14 protein-coding genes are annotated in these 16,199 nt (G+C 42.2%); 8 read left to right on the forward strand and 6 right to left on the reverse strand.

All coding sequences use genetic code 11. The annotated features are described in order from the left end of the window. Position 1: 1 nt before the first annotated feature. Positions 2–544 (reverse strand): flavodoxin family protein, encoded by a 543-nt coding sequence (locus G628_RS0113705; protein WP_027209379.1) that lies wholly within the window; start codon positions 542–544, stop codon positions 2–4. 689 nt (positions 545–1,233) lie between these two features. Here G628_RS0113705 and trkA point away from each other — a divergent pair. The 3 genes from trkA to G628_RS0113725 all read left to right on the forward strand — a co-directional run bounded on the left by trkA (position 1,234) and on the right by G628_RS0113725 (position 4,770). Further along, positions 1,234–2,595 carry a Trk system potassium transporter TrkA gene (trkA, locus tag G628_RS0113715; RefSeq protein WP_026656859.1) on the forward strand — a complete coding sequence of 454 codons (1,362 nt, stop codon included), beginning with the start codon at positions 1,234–1,236 and terminating at the stop codon, positions 2,593–2,595. A gap of 3 nt (positions 2,596–2,598) precedes the next feature. Then, positions 2,599–4,044, forward strand: coding sequence for a TrkH family potassium uptake protein (locus tag G628_RS0113720; protein ID WP_026667225.1), 1,446 nt, complete (start codon positions 2,599–2,601; stop codon positions 4,042–4,044). A gap of 138 nt (positions 4,045–4,182) precedes the next feature. Next, a complete protein-coding gene (locus G628_RS0113725; RefSeq protein ID WP_026656861.1) occupies positions 4,183–4,770 on the forward strand; it encodes a hypothetical protein in 588 nt (195 codons plus the stop codon). 1 nt (position 4,771) lies between these two features. Here the strand turns inward: G628_RS0113725 and G628_RS0113730 are convergent, their stop codons facing one another. Genes G628_RS0113730 through G628_RS0113740 form a run of 3 tightly spaced genes read right to left on the reverse strand, consistent with a single transcriptional unit; the run spans position 4,772 to position 8,043 of the window. Then, positions 4,772–5,542 carry a TraX family protein gene (locus G628_RS0113730; protein ID WP_026667226.1) on the reverse strand — a complete coding sequence of 257 codons (771 nt, stop codon included), beginning with the start codon at positions 5,540–5,542 and terminating at the stop codon, positions 4,772–4,774. Positions 5,543–5,560: 18 nt separating this feature from the next. Next, entirely contained in the window at positions 5,561–6,412 is an 852-nt protein-coding gene (gene thyA / locus G628_RS0113735; RefSeq protein WP_026656864.1) for a thymidylate synthase, read from the reverse strand. A gap of 26 nt (positions 6,413–6,438) precedes the next feature. Continuing rightward, positions 6,439–8,043 (reverse strand): MBL fold metallo-hydrolase RNA specificity domain-containing protein, encoded by a 1,605-nt coding sequence (locus tag G628_RS0113740; RefSeq protein WP_026656865.1) that lies wholly within the window; start codon positions 8,041–8,043, stop codon positions 6,439–6,441. A gap of 115 nt (positions 8,044–8,158) precedes the next feature. Between G628_RS0113740 and G628_RS0113745 the strand changes: the two genes are divergently transcribed. From G628_RS0113745 to G628_RS0113755, 3 genes are read left to right on the forward strand one after another with little or no spacing between them, the layout of a single operon-like run. After that, positions 8,159–9,286, forward strand: coding sequence for a DUF3048 domain-containing protein (locus tag G628_RS0113745; RefSeq protein ID WP_081670739.1), 1,128 nt, complete (start codon positions 8,159–8,161; stop codon positions 9,284–9,286). 59 nt (positions 9,287–9,345) lie between these two features. Beyond that, positions 9,346–9,834 carry a dihydrofolate reductase gene (locus tag G628_RS0113750; protein ID WP_026667229.1) on the forward strand — a complete coding sequence of 163 codons (489 nt, stop codon included), beginning with the start codon at positions 9,346–9,348 and terminating at the stop codon, positions 9,832–9,834. A gap of 22 nt (positions 9,835–9,856) precedes the next feature. Beyond that, positions 9,857–10,759 carry a diacylglycerol/lipid kinase family protein gene (locus tag G628_RS0113755; RefSeq protein WP_026656868.1) on the forward strand — a complete coding sequence of 301 codons (903 nt, stop codon included), beginning with the start codon at positions 9,857–9,859 and terminating at the stop codon, positions 10,757–10,759. Positions 10,760–10,926: 167 nt separating this feature from the next. Here G628_RS0113755 and araA read toward each other — a convergent pair whose 3' ends face one another. Both araA and G628_RS0113765 read right to left on the reverse strand, forming a co-directional pair. Continuing rightward, positions 10,927–12,423 carry an L-arabinose isomerase gene (gene araA, locus G628_RS0113760; protein ID WP_026656869.1) on the reverse strand — a complete coding sequence of 499 codons (1,497 nt, stop codon included), beginning with the start codon at positions 12,421–12,423 and terminating at the stop codon, positions 10,927–10,929. 155 nt (positions 12,424–12,578) lie between these two features. After that, on the reverse strand, positions 12,579–13,667 hold the full coding sequence (locus tag G628_RS0113765; RefSeq protein ID WP_026667230.1) for a GntR family transcriptional regulator: 1,089 nt from the start codon (positions 13,665–13,667) through the stop codon (positions 12,579–12,581). Positions 13,668–13,834: 167 nt separating this feature from the next. Between G628_RS0113765 and G628_RS17555 the strand changes: the two genes are divergently transcribed. Both G628_RS17555 and G628_RS17560 read left to right on the forward strand, forming a co-directional pair. Further along, on the forward strand, positions 13,835–14,758 hold the full coding sequence (locus G628_RS17555) for a leucine-rich repeat protein (protein ID WP_207637990.1): 924 nt from the start codon (positions 13,835–13,837) through the stop codon (positions 14,756–14,758). 15 nt (positions 14,759–14,773) lie between these two features. Then, positions 14,774–16,156, forward strand: coding sequence for a VWA-like domain-containing protein (locus G628_RS17560; protein WP_034462177.1), 1,383 nt, complete (start codon positions 14,774–14,776; stop codon positions 16,154–16,156). The last annotated feature ends 43 nt before the right edge of the window (positions 16,157–16,199 follow it).

Genomic DNA, 16,199 nt, shown 5'->3' on the forward strand with positions numbered 1-16,199 from the left:
ATCAGATATAAGCCGCAGTATAATTCTCGGCTTTCACAAGTATTTCATCCGTGAAAAGTCTTACCTGCAAAAGATCCCGGTTATCGGGATGATTTGATGCATCGTCAAGCATACTAAGCATTATATCTATCTGAACATCTTCGCATGTTCCGCGAAGAGACTCATATTTGCTTCTGATTTCCTGACGCATTTTTCCAAGACAAAAGAATGAACCCAGAAAATTATTGTCAGCAGCGAGCCATGCTCTGGCATTTTGCTCAAGAACTTTATGGTACGCGTAGCTGTCACCCAAACCACATGTGCCGAAGAAAACAACGTTTTTGCCATGCAGAGAGGAGATAAGGTCAATTATCTCCAGGCTGCATGAACCTCTGTTAATCCAGAAACCTATAAAATAAAGCTCTGCATCCAGAGTCCCGTTCCATGATCTTATGTCCACAAGCGCTTTATCATCTTTTGGACAAGCTATGGCATTATAAATTTCTTTTGCCAGCATAAGGGTGTTTCCTGTTTCACTGGCGTAAACTACCAGATATTTTTTCATGTTAAGCTTTCTTCTTAAATTCTGTCATACATTTGGGACATCGAACCATAATGTTTCCGGCGCCCCTTGGTATGCGTATCTTTTGTTTGCACTGCGGGCAGGTATAAATGTGATAGTGTCTGTACTGTATAATTTTGTTGTGTTTCTTTCCGAAGAATAAACGGATCTTTTGTTCGGCCTTGATAAAACTCTCATTTTCTTTGTATCTCTTAGTGATATTTTTCGATAAAAGCCTGAAATATGAGTAGATCAATAACGCAAAGGCAACATAGTATAAGAAACCAAATGGTGAACAAAGCGAGACGATCAAAGCTATTACTGACAATATCAAAAGAAACCTTGTGAGTTTGTCCATTCCGTAGGAACCGTAACGTCCTTGGAAAAATTGGGAGAAAATATTTCTCATTTTCGGTCTCCTTATTATGAAATTATATACAAAAGTCGGTGTAAAAAAACTTCACCGACATCATAATTGTACTGTCAGAATGCTATATATACAATGAACTTAAGGGGAAATTATTATAAAAAAACGATAAAACAGCGACTTTCAGGACCTTTATGTTCAAGAAAACCATGTTTTAGCGCTTTTTGCGCAGGTTGATTATTATCTGATTAAACAATATAATAATAGAGGTTGCTCAGGTTTTTTTGTTGGAGCAACCTTTTAGTCTTTTATATGGAGGAATTATATGCAAATCATAGTAGTTGGCTGTGGAAATGTCGGCCAGACGCTTACTCAACAACTTAGCAAGGAGGGACATGATATAACGGTCATAGAGGAGAACAGCAATGTTCTTCAGTATGTGGTTAACAGTTATGATGTCATGGGAATAGTGGGTAATGGTGCCAGCTATTCCATAATGAAGGACGCAGGTATTGAGTCGGCGGATCTTATGATTGCTGTTACGGAGTCGGATGAACTTAATCTTCTTTGCTGTCTTATAGCAAAGAAAGCAGGTAACTGCCATACAATAGCCAGAGTTCGTAATCCGATCTATAAAAAAGAGATCAATTTCATCAAAGAAGAACTTGGTCTTTCAATGGTAATCAATCCCGAGGAAGCGGCGGCGGGAGAAGCGGACAGACTTCTTAAGTTCCCGTCTGCAACGAAGGTTGAAACTTTTTCAAGGGGAAGAGCGGAGCTCGTAAAGTTTATCGTTACCAAGAATCTAAGAATTTGCGATAAGGCTTTGAAAGATATCCCCGACGACCTTAAGAAACAGGTCATTATCTCCGTGGTATCACGTGACAATGAAGTATTCATTCCCGATGGTAACTTTATATTAAGGGCAGGGGATGAGATAACAATTTTCGGATCCGGCAGAAATACACTTGCTTTCTTTAGAAAGCTCGGGCTTCCGACAGCAAAGGTTCCTTCGACGATAATCGTAGGCGGAGGAGAGACAGGTTTTTATCTGGCAAAAGAGCTCATGTCTATCGGAATCAAAGTTACGCTCTTTGAAAAAGACCCTGTAAGATGCAAGGAGCTTTCAGAGCTTCTTCCTCAGGCGCTTATAATAAACGGAGACGGAACAGACAAAGATATGCTTCTTGAAGAGGGTATTACTTCTGTCGGTTCTTTTGTAGCTCTTACAAATCTTGATGAGGAGAATATTATGCTCTCAATGTATGTTAAGAGCATAAATCCCAAGGCAAAGATCATTACCAAGGTTCATAGGGTAAATTATGGCGATATAATCGGTTCACTTGATATAGGAAGTGTCATCTATCCCAAGAATATTACGGCGGACAGGATTGTTCAGTTCGTAAGAGGAATGTCTGCTTCCCAAGACAGTAATATCGAGACACTTTACAAGCTCAACGATGAGCGTGTAGAAGCACTTGAGTTTATTGTCAGAAACGGAAGCCCTGTAATAGGAGTTCCTCTTGCACAGCTTAATCTTAAGAAAGGTATTCTTATTGCCTGCATTAATCACTACGGAGAGATCATATCTCCAACAGGTGCAAGTGTGATAAAGGACAGAGATTCTGTTATCGTTGTTACGACACAAACAGGATTAAAAGACATAAATGATATTTTGGAGAACTAAAAAATGAATTATTCAATGATCAGATACATTCTCTTCAGACTTATGAGAGTCATGGGATGTCTGTTTATGTTGCCGTTCGTGGTGGCAATAATCTATAAGGAATACGACAGCGCAGTGTCTTTCCTGGCGCTTGCGGCAGTTGCCATGATTGTCGGAGTCATTGGCTCTCGTAAAAAACCTTCAAACAAGGTTATCTATGCAAAAGAAGGCTTTTCCATTACGGCCGTGGCATGGATACTTATGAGTCTTTTGGGCGCGGTTCCTTTTGTTATTACCGGAGCTATTCCCAATTACATTGATGCTGTGTTTGAGACAATATCAGGTCTTACGACAACCGGAGGAAGTATTCTCACGAGTCTTGACGGTATCGAATACAGTGTACAGTTTTGGAGGACATTTACTCACTGGATCGGTGGAATGGGAGTTTTGGTATTCCTTCTTGCAATCGTTCCGATGGCGGACGGCTACAGTATGCACCTTATGCGTGCGGAAAGCCCGGGGCCTGTTGTAGGTAAGATTGTTCCCAAGGTAAAAGATACTGCTAAAATTCTTTATCTTATATATTTCGGAATCACGGTTGTTGAGATCATATGCCTGTTCCTTTCGGGAATGCCGCTTTACGATGCGATAACAATATCTTTTTCAACCGTTGGTACAGGCGGATTTGCTGTTAATAACGCCGGTGTGGGCGGATATTCCGTATTAAGCCAGGCCATAATCATTGTATTCATGGCACTTTGCGGAGTAAACTTCACCGTTTACTATTTTCTTTTGAACAAGAAGCCGAAAGAGGCTTTTGCAATAGACGAAGTAAAATTCTACTTCGGAACAATGTTTATAGCGGCGGCACTTATTGCTGTGAATATTTACAGAGCGGGAGTTCTTAATAACGCAGGACTTTCGTTCCACCATTCGCTCTTTGCGGTTGTTTCCGTTATGACTACGACAGGTTTCGGAACACTTGACTTTGACAAGTGGCCGATGTTTTCCAAGATGATCCTGTGTATCTTGTCGCTTGTCGGAGCGTGTGCCGGTTCGACGGGCGGTGGTTTCAAATTCTCGAGAGCCATTATCGTAGTAAGGAACTTTAGGAATGAACTTAACTTTATTGTTCATCCCAAAGCTATCAAGAGAGTATATATGGACGGACATACGGTTGAAGGTACCACGGTCAAGTCTGTTTCTGCGTATCTTGGCCTGTATGTTATGACATTTATTGTTTCAACAATAATCGTTGCACTTGATAATTTTGATTTTCAGACCACAGTAACCTCAGTTGCGGCTACTCTTAACAATATAGGACCCGGACTTGGAATGGTAGGTCCCATGGGCAATTATTCAGAGTTCTCTGCTTTGTCCAAATTGGTTCTTATGTTTGATATGTTGGCGGGAAGACTCGAACTTTTGCCGATATTTATTATCATGAAACCTAAAACATGGCGTAGATAAGGCATTTGTAGAGAAATTGAATAAAATTTGCAATATTTTTGAAAAAATCTATTGGAATCTGTGTCCAAATTGTGATAAACTTTAGTTTATTCTGTGAAATAAAGGTTAAAAAAGTATAAAGTTTGTTTTGAGGTGAAGATGAAAAGAGCAAGATGGGTGGTTATTGTTCTTGCTGTGGTATTTGTAGCTGTTTTGTCAGCCGTATGTCTGCATGTTTATAACAGACACGGTTCGAATCAGCAGGCAGCTGATAACGAAGATGCATACTATGCCGCAGAAGAAACACTTCTTAAGTATTTGGGCGTCGATGAAAAAAAGGATGATGCTTCCAATAGCGACGAAGAAATAGTTGCAGATTTGTCTACAAACAGCAGGTTTACTCAGAGGGTAACGGTTAAAGACGATAATGATGAGATGCTCCCATACAGCGGAACGATAACAAAAGATACGGATTCATTTTATCCGGGAACATATGAGATATCATTTAATCAGAATGATCTATTGCCAAACAAGGCTACCGTTGAAGTTGAGATGGATGTATTAAAGGGCGATGAGGTCTATATACTTACCGGAGATAAGGATTCGGGTTATACGGAATATGCGGTTGTTACCGTAGATAAGTATAATACTGTCAGATTTTCAACGGATATGTTGCAGACATATACTCTGTCTACAACGAATATTGCTGCAGCACAGGAAGCTATGGCTGGCATTGCAGGTAATTGAATCAGTTTGAAAGTGCACCGGCGATAAGGAGCCTTATCACGTATAAAATGATGAGATGAACAGGGTAGAAAGCGTAGAACAGATATTTATATCTGCCAAGCTTTTTACCTTGTTTTTGATTATACAGACATATGAGGAGAAAGGCGGGAAAGCTTTGCCATTCTGTGTTGTATGAAGCAATAACAAAATATGCGGCAAGTACATTTAAAGGGAAAAGAGGCTTAAAGAAGCAGAATATCACTGCAAGAAAGACCCCATAGCATTTGTAGTCACTCTGCATGAAAGCGGCAGCGCCGGATGTGAGCAGGATAATGATGATGCCTGCGACCATTGCATAAGTGGCATTCAGATTCTTTTTTTGAAAATAATTACTTACGGCATCTACACTCCATAACGTGATAAGCGCAATAAAAAGAGTTATGCATACGTTATTGTTTTCAAGATGTAGTCCGCTGTAAAAGGCATAGTCGTAAGGAATCTCTGATATTAATGCAAAAACAAGCAGACTAATTGCGTATTTTAGTCTGCTTGAAGTATGTAGGAATCCTTCTGCGATGAGAAAGATAAAGAGAGGGAAAGAAGTCCTTCCTATAAATCTCATCGCCTTATATATCGTGTTAAGGGTATCAAAAGACATCCCCACGGGTAAAATGTCATCTTCTACCAGTGGAGCAATTATAGCTGCACCTATGTGGTCTATAAGCATTGTCACGCAAGCTATTATTTTTAGTGTGTTTCCTGATAATTTGCGGAAACTTGCAAAATTGTCCATTAGTTTAAGTCAGCCTCGTCAGATTGCAATAGGAATGTCTTTGAGCTGCTCTCCGGCAACCTCGTAGTTTTCAAGTGACACGTCATTTCTTGTAAATTCGTAGAAATCTTTTATGTCCGGATTTAATGTGAATTTAGGAGCGGGAAGAGGAGTTCTCTTAATAAGCTCTTTTACAAGAGGAATGTGTCTGTCGTAGATGTGCGCATCTGCGATAACGTGTACAAGTTCGCCGACGTTCATATCACAGACTTGAGCCAACATATGAACAAGAACTGCATACTGAACAACATTCCAGTTGTTTGCGGCAAGCACGTCTTGTGAGCGCTGATTGAGTACAGCGTTGAGCGTAAGTCTGTCTTCGCCCTTTTTCTGGGTGACATTGTAAGTTACGCTGTAAGCGCATGGGTACAGGTTCATTTCGTGAAGATCTGAGAACACGTAAGTGTTTGTCATGATACGTCTGCTGAATGGATTGTTTTTTAGGTCATAGATGACTCTGTCGATCTGGTCGAACTCGCCTTCTCTGTATATGCTTTTTTGAGCAATCTGGTAGCCGTAGGCTTTTCCGATTGAGCCTGTTTCATCGGCCCATTCATCCCAGATATGGCTGTGAAGATCGTTTATGTTGTTGCTCTTTTTCTGGTAGATCCAAAGTATCTCGTCGGTTGCGCTTTTAAGTGCGGTTTTTCTGAGAGTCATGATAGGAAACTCTTTGGAAAGATCGTATCTGTTCACGACACCGAATTTCTTTATGGTATAAGCGGAAGTTCCGTCCGGCCAGTGGGGGCGAACCTTCTCGCCTTCTGTTGATGTTCCGTTTTCCATGATATCGTTGCACATGGAAATAAAAATTTCATCGGCTTTTGACATACCGTTCCTCCTAAATTTATATAACGTTATTTTCCCCATTTGTCGCATAATGCGATTATCTGATCTGCAAATTTTGCTTTATCTTTGTTTGTCATGCCTTCGCTCTTTGCGATTATGCCGACAAGTCTTGCACCGGCTGCTTTGAGTCTTGCATAGACATCGGATACGAGAGTGGCTTCCTTTGTCTTCTTGGGAATGGGAACAGCTTCTTTTATGAATGTTCCGGACACAAGGTCAAACTCGGTTCCGCTGTAAGGTGCATATGTATCGAATCCGTACTCGTCTCGTAGGAGTTTGGCAAAAGAGTTGCATACGCTGTCTTCACCGTGTACGACAAATACTTTTTTGGGACGCTTTTTGCTAAATCCGTTTATCCATTCAATAAGTCCGTTTTTATCGGCATGTCCCGAAAGTCCTTCAAGCTTGCAGATATCTGCCTTGACATCAACAGTTTCGCCAAAGAGTTTTATCTGTTCGGCGCCGTCAATGATAGTTCTTCCCGTTGTGCCGATCGATTGGTAGCCGACAAACAAAATCGTGCATTCTTCACGCCAGAGGTTGTGCTTTAAGTGGTGCCTTACACGGCCTGCCTCGCACATGCCTGATGCAGAGATGATAACCTTTGGCTCAGGATCCTCGTTGATGGCTCGTGATTCTTCTGTTGTGATGGCAAGATTAAGTCCCGGAAAAGTTATGGGATTTATCTTGCGCTTTACAAGTTCCATAGCCTCTTCATCGTAGCATTCGTAGCGGTTTTCATCGAATATCTCAGTTGCTTCAACGGCGAGCGGACTGTCTACAAATACCGGGAAATTCGGGAAGGATCTTACGAGTCCGTCCTTTTTTATTTTCCTGATAAAGTATAGCATTTCCTGAGTTCTTCCGACGGCAAAAGAGGGGATGACAACATTTCCGCCTCTTGCAAAAGTTCTGTCAAGAATTTCCGACAGTTCTTTTATGTAATCGGGTTTCTCAGTTCCGTGCAGTCTGTCACCGTAGGTTGATTCTATCAGAACATAGTCTGCGGAATCTGTAAGCTGTGGATTCTTTATCAGTGGCTGATCTTTGTTTCCGATGTCGCCGGAAAAGACAATTTTCTTGCTGATATTTTTTTCCGTAATCCATACTTCAATGCTGGCCGAACCGAGAAGGTGGCCGATGTCGGTGAAGCGTATCTTTATACCGTCGCAGACAGATATCTCATCTCCGTATTTACATGGGATAAAAGACTTGATCGTCTTTTCTGCATCTTCCATGGAATAGGTGGGCTCCATCCGCGTTATTTCTTTATTTCGCTTAGCTTTTCTGTTACGCCATTCGGCTTCCTGCATCTGAATATGTGCGCAGTCTCTGAGCATAATGTTGCACAGATCGCAGGTTGCGTCGGTTGAGTATATTTTTCCCCTGAATCCTTTGGCGTATAAAAGAGGAAGATTTCCCGAATGATCCACGTGAGCGTGGGTGAGAAATACATAATCGATTTCGGGAGCTGAAACGGGAATCGGAACATTTTCGAAATAATCTTTGCCCTGTTCCATTCCGTAATCTATAAGAATATTTTTTCCACAAGCGGAAAGTAAATGGCAACTGCCCGTTACTTCGTGGTCAGCGCCGATAAAGGTAAGTTTCATGGCGTTTCCCCCTTTCAAATAGCATATCATAATTTCTTTGTGGAAAAAATAGGCGATATTTGGTAAAATAATTGCATTGACTTAATTAGTTAAGAAAAATTGGGAGATGTTTACTATGAAAAAAAGGGAAAAATTTATTGCGATTGCAATGTGCACAGCTATGGCCTTTTCCGTTGTAGCTTGTGGAAAAGATAAGGGAGCTGATGATTCATCACTCTCAGTTTCGGTTGAGGATGTTACAACTGAGGCTTCTTCAGAGGCTTCTACAGAAGAGGCAGAGAACTTTGAAGTTCCTGAAGGAATGTACCTCAGTGAGATCACAGGTGAGCCTATCAGTGAAGAACTTAAAGATCAGCGTCCCGTCGCTGTAATGGTTGATAATGAGAAGACAGCGCTTCCTCATTTCGGAACATCGGAAGCAGACGTTGTTTATGAGCTTATGAACAGCACACAGAATGACAGAATTACCAGACTTATGTGTATCGTTAAGGACTGGGATAAGATTGAACAGATGGGAAGCGTAAGAAGTACACGTCCTACTAATATTCTTCTTGCAGCTGAGTGGAATGCGGTACTTTGCCATGACGGCGGACCTTTCTATATCGATGAGTATTTGAAGAATCCTTGGGCACAGCATTTCTCAGGCACATTTTCCAGAGTAAAGAACGGAAAGCCCAGAGAATTTACAGAGTATGTTTGCAAGGGAGATCTTGATGAGAACTTCTCAAATACAGCAAGCAAAACAGGATATTCAAAAACATACACTGAGTATAAGAATGACGGTAGTCACTTCAACTTTGCTCCTTATGGCAAAGAAGTAGACCTTACAAAAGTATATGACAGAACATATCCTGCAACAGAGATTGCACTTCCTTTCTGGCATAATACTTCAACTCTTAAGTACAACGATCAGACTAAAGAATATGAGTATTATGAGTATGGATCACGTCATGAGGATGCTGAGGACAATGAACCTCTCAGCTTCAAGAACGTAATTATCCAGAAATGTGATTTCCATCAGTATGATGATCACGGTTATCTTATTTATAACTGTATCGCAGCAGGACAGCCCGGATGGTATATCACAAACGGTGTTGCCAAGGACATTACATGGGTTAAGGACGGAGAGACACATGTAACTAAGTACTATGACGATAAGGGTGAAGAGATTCAGATCAACACTGGTAAGACATATATCACACTTGTTCCGGCTGATACATGGGATTCACTTACTGTAAAGTAATAAAATAATAGACTATGAGGGCTGCAATATTTTGCAGCCCTTCTATTTTGGAGGAGAATATGAAAGCAATAGTAGCAGTGGATAAGAATTGGGCAATCGGATATCAGGGACGCCTTTTGGTGAGCATCAGAGCCGATCAGCAGAATTTTAAGAATTTAACAATGGGAAAGACTATCGTGTATGGTCGTAAGACTCTTGAGACTTTTCCTCGAGGGGTAGTGCTTCCCGGAAGAAATAACATTATCCTTTCAACAAGAAAAGACTATGAAGTAAAGGATGCTGTTGTTGCGCACAATAAGGAAGAGCTTGCTGAGCTTTTAAAAGGTGTTCCTTCTGATGATATATTTATCATTGGTGGAGCAAGCGTGTATAATGAATTTATTGATGAGTGTGATACAGCGATTGTCACTTTTATCGATAAGGAATATCAGGCAGACAGTTTTTTCCCTAATCTTGATGAAAACACTGCCTGGGAACTTGTAGAAGAGAGTGAGGAACAGGTTTATTTCGACATAACATATACGTACAGGACATACAAAAAGAAATAAAGATACAACGGGGGTAACGCATATGGAGAAAAGAGTTCTTATTTTGATAAATAAAACTGCGGGGGTTGGAAAAGCAGGAAATTATACTTTGGACATAGTTACGAGGTTTGCGAAGGCAGGATATGAGCCGGTTGTATTCCCTATTTTGCCTGAGGATGATATTACCTCGGAAACTATCATTTATCAGTATGACGGTCGTGTTGACGCCATACTGTGCAGCGGCGGAGACGGTACGCTCAATCATGTTGTAAATGCAATAATGCGTATGTGCAATAAGCCTGTTTTGTCGTATATACCGGCGGGAAGTACCAATGATTTTGCAAAGGGACTGGGAATACCGGGAGTCAGAGCAAGGGCAATCGAGGCCGCGGTAGACGGAAAGCCGTTCAAGTATGATGTAGGAAAGATGAATGGCACGTATTTTAATTATGTTGCGGCGTTCGGAGCTTTTTCTAAAGTAAGTTATGCAACGGATCAGGAACTTAAAAATGTTCTTGGTTATGCGGCATACTTACTCAGTGCGGTTGCAGAACTTCCGCAGAATATCGGATACAGCTGTCATATGGAAATTGAAGCGGACGGAGTAAAAGAGAGCGGTGACTACGTTTTCGGAGCAGTGAGCAACTCATCATCTGTTGCGGGAATGACGCTCTTTGGAGATGAGCTGATACAGCAGGATGACGGACAGATGGAGCTTATTCTTATACACGCGCCCAAGAATCTTGCTGAATTTAATTCAATAATCTCGGCACTTGCGATGAAGCAGCCCGATAACCCGTACCTTACATATAAGCAGGTTAAGCATGTTACGTTCAAGGCTTCGGAAGAAGTAGAATGGACTTTGGACGGCGAATATGGCGGATCCTACAAGGAAACGGATGTATCTGTTATCGAGAAAGCCATAACTATAAGGACAAAGAATTAATTTAATAAAGCAAAAGGCTGACGCTATGGGGGTACCTAAGCGTCAGCCTTTTGCATAAGTCGTGCAATTTTGGGAAGCGCTGATGAAGCGTTTTTGCGCATCCCGCGAAGTGGTTAAGGAAATACTGTAATGGTCGGTATTTCCCTGAAAAAAAGAGGTTTGTGGGGTTATCTATAGAATACTTCACCGAGTTTAAGGTCTCTCTTAAACGCCGGTATAGAAGTGTTCTTATCAATTATTACAGATTCAATTCCCATGATCTCAGCCCAGTCAGCCATCTGGTCTACTGTGAGGTCATAAGAGAATGCTGTGTGGTGTGCGCCGCCTGCAAGAATCCATGCTTCAGCACCTGTGTAAAGATCCGGATACGGTGTCCAGTATGCTGTTGCAACCGGAAGATTAGGCATGGGCTTTTCTGTCTTTTTACATTCAACTTCGTTGATAATAAGACGGAATCTGTTTCCGAGGTCAACAAGTGATGTGGCAACACCCTTTCCTTCTTTTGATGTAAATACAAGTCTTGCGGGATCTTCCCTGTCACCCATTGAAAGAGGTTTAACCCTGATACTGATAGGGCCGTCTGCGATAGTAGGGCATATCTCAAGCATGTGAGCTTCGAGTATTCCTTCTTTTCCTCTTACAAGGTTATATGTGTAATCCTCAAGCATTGAAGTACCCTTAGCGTCTTTCATGCCTGCGGTCATTATCTTCATAAGACGAACCATTGCGGCAACTTTCCAGTCACCCTCTGCGCCAAATCCGTAGCCTTTTTCCATAAGTCTCTGGATTGCAAGTCCGGGAAGCTGGCCGAGTGAACCGAGGTCTCCGAAGTGAGTTACGATTGCCTGATAGTTCTTTTCCTCAAGAAATCTCTCAAAACCAAGTTCTATCTGAGCCTGAACGGCTACGTGTTTCTTGAATTCATCGGGATCTCTTCCGTCGAGAATGATCTCGTACTTGTCATAATATTCATCGAGCAGTGCGCTTACGTCGGCAGCATTTACAGCTGCTACGCTGTCTGCAATTTCATTTACGGGATAAGTATCAACTTCCCAGCCAAACTTGATCTGAGCTTCAACCTTATCACCTTCTGTAACCGCAACATTTCTCATGTTGTCGGCAACTCTCATAACTCTGATGTGGCTTGATTCCATGACGCCGACAGCGGTTCTCATCCAGGATGCGATCCTGCTTCTTACTTCGGTGTCTTTCCAATATCCTGCGATAACCTTGCGCTCAATACGCATTCTGCTGACGATGTGACCGTATTCTCTGTCGCCGTGTGCAGCCTGGTTCTCGTTCATGAAGTCCATATCAATTGTATCGTAAGGAATTTCTTCATTGTACTGAGTGTGCAAGTGAAGGAGAGGCTTTCTGAACTCCTGAAGTCCGATTATCCAGGACTTTGCAGGTGAAAATGTGTGCATCCATGTGATGACGCCTGCGCATGTTTCGTCAGCATTTGCCTCGTTGAAAGTTTGTCTGATGAGCCGGTTTGTTATAAGAACCGGTTTCCATACAACTTCGTACGGTAACATTCCGGATTTGTTGAGCTCTTCAACAATTTCTTTTGAATGATCGGCAACGTGTCTCAGGACTTCATCCCCATAAAGATCCTGAGAGCCCGTGCAAAACCAAAACTTGTATGACTTTGTTTTGATCATGTGTAACCCTCCTTAAAAATATAGCGTTATTACCCCATGTATTGCTTTCCCTTCTCACAAAAAAGACAATACGTTATAATCTGATTTTCAAACTTGTACGTACGAGTGGTCAAGTTGTAAACATTCTGTGCGGGTTACCGTTTAGGGGTTAATTTTTACATGCTTTTGCAGGAGTTGCCAACGATGAGCTTGGGTTCTATGACAATTGTTTTGTCGACTTCTTCGCCGTGGATCATTTTAAGGAGTGCCTCTGCGGCAATCTTGCCGAGTTCCTGCTGGGGGTGGGCTATGGTTGTGAGGGTAATGTCTGTGTTACTTGCAGTTTGCGAGTTGTCATATCCTGTGATTGAAATGTCCTCAGGAACCTTAAGGCCGAGCTCGCGTATAGCTTTGATGAGGTGAAAGGCTATCTGATCGTTGTAGGCTACGATGGCGTCGACTTTTTTACCGCTTTTGATCATCTTCTGCAGAGTGGTGTAGGGGTGCACGGCTCTGTCTTCTGTGTAGAACCATATGACATTTTCCGGATCATATGTGATTCCTGCTTTGGCGAGAGCCTTGGCATAACCTTTGTGCCTGTTTTGCCCCTGCGTGTCATCGCTTTTAAATACCCCGAGGATATTCCTGTGTCCAAGATTGATCAGGTGCTCTGTCAAAAGATATGTGCCTTTCTCGTCATTCATGATGACATGCGGTTTGTCTTCCATAACGGAGTATGCGCCCTGAATGAAGATATAGGGGATTCCGTAAGAATCAAGCTTGTCATACAGATACTTGTGCTTGCAAAAAACGTTACTCTTACTGGGTTCTATGATTATGCCGTCGATATTTTTTTCAATAAGCTCTTCCAGACACTTTATTTCTCTTGTCCTTGAGTTGTTTGTATTTTTGAGCACAATACTGTACCCGTTTTCAGAAAGAACGGAATCGATACCGCTTATGACTTTCGGGAAAATGTAGTCCGAAAGGTACGTCATCACAACGGCGATATCCTTTGAGTCTTTTTTAAATCTTGAAGCATCGGAGCAGTAAGTGCCGCTTCCCTGAACCGCATATACAAAGCCTTCATTTATCAGGTTGGAGATGGCTTTTCTGACTGTCTGACGGCTTACGCCATACTTTGCGGTAAGCACGTTCTCGGACGGCATTTTTTTTCCGGGTTTTATCTTTTCCTCCAGGATGAGTTGCTTTAGTTCTTCCTCTATTTGCTGATATTTAAGCGATGTTGATTTTGGGTTATCCATGATTGCTCCCCTTTATAATAAGCTTGAGATAATATATGTATTTTATCACCGATTAAACGTAAGTTGTATATACAAGTTTTAAAGCGTTGTGACCACAATGTTGCGCCGAGGTAGTGGTTTTGGTAAACTTCGAGTAGTGCAGGAAGGAACTTTAAAGCGAAATGTTTTTGTATGAGAAAAAGAATCATAAAAAAGACGGACATGAGTATATTGCGATAACGGGATATGAGGGCAGCATCAGGAAACTTGTGATACCTCATAAGATTGACGGCGCCTTGGTTGAGGAAATAGGAAATCACTCTTTTTCAGGAAGAGACGATATCGAAAGTGTTGTACTTCCCAAGAGTATTAAGACTGTTTTCGGATTTGCTTTTCACAACTGTAAGTCGCTTAAAGAGATAAGCGTGTACGATGGAATAATCGATTATTACGACGGCGTTTTGAGGCAGTGCGACAGTCTCAGAAAAATAGATGTGACTATAAAAAGCGGAAGATACGAGATAATTCGAAATTTTCTCGCGGATGTGGACAGGACACTGAGCTTTTGGATAAAGATTCATCAGGAGGATGGAAACGTTGAAGAAGCTCTTTTGACCTTTCCTGAGTTTCTTTATGATTTCAATGAGAATACAATGGCGAGGACGATCCAGTTCTCTATAGGCGGATCGGGCTATGCGTACAGGGAGTGCGTTGACAGGAGTTTCATCAATTTCAGGGAGTATGACAAGCTCTTTGAAAAGGCGATAATAGACGGAAGCGAGATCGCTGAGGATATAGCTATGGGGAGGCTTTTGTATCCGCTTAAACTTGAAGACAGATTCAGAGAAAAGTATGAGGAGTATGTTTCCGATAATTTTGGAAGCATTTTTAACAGATTGATAGATGAGGCATCTGAGACGGAAGAGAATCTTGAGTATATCGGTAAGCTCCTTGATTACAGGATGGGTGCGACCGGAGCTCTTTTCCTTGATGAGCATATCGAAGAGGGGATAAAAAGAGCTACGGATGCCGGAAAGACTTTGCTGTGCGCGGTTATTGTCGAGCGGAGCAGAAAGCCCGGTGGGAATTTCGAGGAATTCAATCTTTTGTAAAAGGCGGAGGCTGAGATGGAGAAAGACATGGATCAAGGTACTTCCGGAAGTGCGAAAAGAAGGGAGCTTGAGGCTGTAGGTGTAAAGGCACTTGAGGCTTCGAGAACGGAACTATATATTGCTATGAGATTCATGGGGGCAGCGCTTATGAGCCTTCGGTATGAGATGGATCTTTCGACGGTTACAGTAGGTACGGATGCGGTGAACATCAGGTACAATCCTTCGTATATATTAAAGCTCTTTGTCGAGGAGCCGGGGAAGCTTAACAGAACGTATCTGCACATGATACTTCACTGCATATTCAGGCATATGTACACCTCAGCGTTCTATGAGGATGAGAGACTCTTTGATCTGTGCGCCGATATCGTGGTCGAATCGATTCTCGACGGTATGGACTATCCTTGCATCTACAGGGTTACGTCGGATTACAGGGACAGGATGTATGCGCTTTTAGAGGATGAACTCAAGGTTTTGACTGTGGAGAAGTTATACAGATTTTTTTCTGTTGAGGGAAAAGAACTTTCGATAGATGAGCTTGAACGGGCAGAGCGGGAGTTTAAGCTTGATGATCACGGTTTTTTCAGAAGGATTCCGAAGGATGAGCCGGAGAAAGAAAACGACGAAGATGAGAAGCTTAAGGAAAAGCTGATAAGTCCGCTTGTTTTAAGGGAGATTAAGGATAAAGAAAAAGACTGGGAGAAAGAGGCAAAACGTCTTCAGAGCGAGATAGATGCGCTTTCAAGCAGGGCGTCGGATAAGGTCGGGAAGCTCTCTTTTCTTCTGCAGATACAGAATACGTCAAGGACGGATTACCGGGAATTTTTAAAGAGGTTTATGATACTTAGGGAAGAGGGCGGTATCGACCTTGATAGCTTCGACTACGGGATGTATTCCTTTGGGATGACGCATTACGGAAATATGCCGCTTATTGAAGAGAACGAGTTCAGGGAAGTTAAGCGGTTAAAAGAGCTGGTGATCGCGGTGGATACTTCGGCGTCCTGTACGGATACGCTGCTTGAGGGATTTCTTCGAGAGGCGGCGAAAATTCTTTTGGACAAGGAGAGCTTTTTTCAGAAGATCAAGGTGCATCTTATCGAGTGCGACGACAGGGTGCAGAAGGATGAGCTTATTGAATCCGTTGAAGATATGGAGAGGCGCATCGGTAAGATTACGGTTGAAGGCGGCTTTGGAACGGACTTTAGGCCTGTGTTTGAATATGTCGAGAACTTGCGCGAAAAGGGAGAGTTTGAGAATCTGAAGGGGCTAATATATTTTACCGACGGGTATGGAGAGTATCCGGAAAAGAGCCCTGACTACGATGTTGCGTTTGCGTTTCCGAAGGATGGTGACATCGATGATACAAAGGTGCCGGAGTGGGCGCTGAAGCTCTATGTATAAGAAAGTGGTTTTGAGTATGGCGCATAGATTTATACATTTGATT

The organism is Butyrivibrio hungatei NK4A153, assembly GCF_000424465.1.
Classification (GTDB): domain Bacteria; phylum Bacillota; class Clostridia; order Lachnospirales; family Lachnospiraceae; genus Butyrivibrio; species Butyrivibrio hungatei_A.

Excerpts from the sequence above, each read along its gene's own strand:
- G628_RS0113705 (WP_027209379.1), bottom strand. The coding sequence starts at position 544 with ATGAAAAAATATCTGGTAGTTTACGCCAGTGAAACAGGAAACACCCTT.
- trkA (WP_026656859.1), top strand. The coding sequence starts at position 1,234 with ATGCAAATCATAGTAGTTGGCTGTGGAAATGTCGGCCAGACGCTTACT.
- G628_RS0113720 (WP_026667225.1), top strand. The coding sequence starts at position 2,599 with ATGAATTATTCAATGATCAGATACATTCTCTTCAGACTTATGAGAGTC.
- G628_RS0113725 (WP_026656861.1), top strand. The coding sequence starts at position 4,183 with ATGAAAAGAGCAAGATGGGTGGTTATTGTTCTTGCTGTGGTATTTGTA.
- G628_RS0113730 (WP_026667226.1), bottom strand. The coding sequence starts at position 5,542 with ATGGACAATTTTGCAAGTTTCCGCAAATTATCAGGAAACACACTAAAA.
- thyA (WP_026656864.1), bottom strand. The coding sequence starts at position 6,412 with ATGTCAAAAGCCGATGAAATTTTTATTTCCATGTGCAACGATATCATG.
- G628_RS0113740 (WP_026656865.1), bottom strand. The coding sequence starts at position 8,043 with ATGAAACTTACCTTTATCGGCGCTGACCACGAAGTAACGGGCAGTTGC.
- G628_RS0113745 (WP_081670739.1), top strand. The coding sequence starts at position 8,159 with ATGAAAAAAAGGGAAAAATTTATTGCGATTGCAATGTGCACAGCTATG.
- G628_RS0113750 (WP_026667229.1), top strand. The coding sequence starts at position 9,346 with ATGAAAGCAATAGTAGCAGTGGATAAGAATTGGGCAATCGGATATCAG.
- G628_RS0113755 (WP_026656868.1), top strand. The coding sequence starts at position 9,857 with ATGGAGAAAAGAGTTCTTATTTTGATAAATAAAACTGCGGGGGTTGGA.
- araA (WP_026656869.1), bottom strand. The coding sequence starts at position 12,423 with ATGATCAAAACAAAGTCATACAAGTTTTGGTTTTGCACGGGCTCTCAG.
- G628_RS0113765 (WP_026667230.1), bottom strand. The coding sequence starts at position 13,667 with ATGGATAACCCAAAATCAACATCGCTTAAATATCAGCAAATAGAGGAA.
- G628_RS17560 (WP_034462177.1), top strand. The coding sequence starts at position 14,774 with ATGGAGAAAGACATGGATCAAGGTACTTCCGGAAGTGCGAAAAGAAGG.